At 75.2% G+C, this 1,102-nt stretch carries 1 protein-coding gene; it reads right to left on the bottom strand.

The window, feature by feature from the left end; genetic code table 11:
• Positions 1-34: 34 nt before the first annotated feature.
• A partial coding sequence (locus tag ABZ281_RS50285; RefSeq protein WP_356665628.1) for a glycosyltransferase occupies positions 35-1,102 on the bottom strand: 1,068 nt, incomplete at its 5' end.

Here is a 1,102-nt window from a genome sequence, read left to right as displayed (position 1 = left end):
GGGGCTCCCCGCCGGCCCAGTTCGCCCAGGCCGCTCATCGCGCTCCCTCCGGGGCGGGTACGGGAGTGGTGGCACGTACGGGCCGGCCCGCCGCCCAGCCGGGGCCGCTGCGGGCTGCGAGGCGGGGGGACGCGGTGGCCCAGCGGACGGGCACATGCGCCTCGGCGGGAACCGAGAACGGCAGCGGCTCCCCCGCTCCGTCGAGGACGACCCGGCGGACGGGCGCGCGCGAGACGATCTCCAGGTAAATGCCGTGAAATGCCTCGATGTTCTGCTCGACCGTGAACAGTTCGAGGGCACGGGCGCGAGCGGCGGCGCCCAGGCGTGCACGGCGCTCGGGATCACGCAGCAGTGCCACGCACGCCTCGGCGAGCGCCCGCGGATTGCGCGGCGGTACGACGAGCCCCGTGCCGCCGATGACCTCGACGACCGCGCCGACGTCCGTCGACACCGTCGCTCGCCCGCAGAGCATGGCCTCGGCGAGACCGACGGGGAAGCCCTCGACGACGCTGGAGAGTACGGTCACGGCACTCGAGGCGTAGGCGTCGGCGACGACCGGGAGGCCGGGGCCGCCGATCTCCTCGAAGGACACCGGGTTGTCGCCGGCCGCGTGCGGGCCCTCGGCCTCGTCGGGGAAGAGCTGGGCGGCCAGCGACCTGCAGTGACCGAGGTAAGCCGCGCCCTCGGGGCCGGTGGGGGTGCCGACGATCCGCAGGCGCGTCTTCGGCTGCCGCTTGCGGACCTCCGCGAAGGCGTGCAGCAGCGAGACCAGGTCTTTGGCGGGCTCGACGCGGCCGACCCAGAGGAGCATGTCCGGGTCGGCGCAGTCCGGGGACTCGCCCACCTCGGCGAAGGGCCGGGCGTCCATGCCGGGGTAGACCGTGCGGAGCTTCTCGCGGTCGGCCCCGCAGCGCTCCTGCCAGCGGCGGGTGTGGGTGTTGCCGGCGGTGACGACCTCGGCCCGCCCGTAGGCCTCGGCCGCGAGCCGGCCTTGGAAGGCCGCCAGCAGGGACCGTACGGCGGGCGGGGCGTCCGGGGTGGTGAGGTAGTGCGTCCGCAGGCGCACGCCGTACTCGGTGACCATCCGGGGCACGCCGGTGAA

The organism is Streptomyces sp. NPDC006265 (assembly GCF_040613555.1).
Taxonomy (GTDB): domain Bacteria; phylum Actinomycetota; class Actinomycetes; order Streptomycetales; family Streptomycetaceae; genus Streptomyces.
This window is presented reverse-complemented; position numbering and strand designations above follow the sequence as displayed.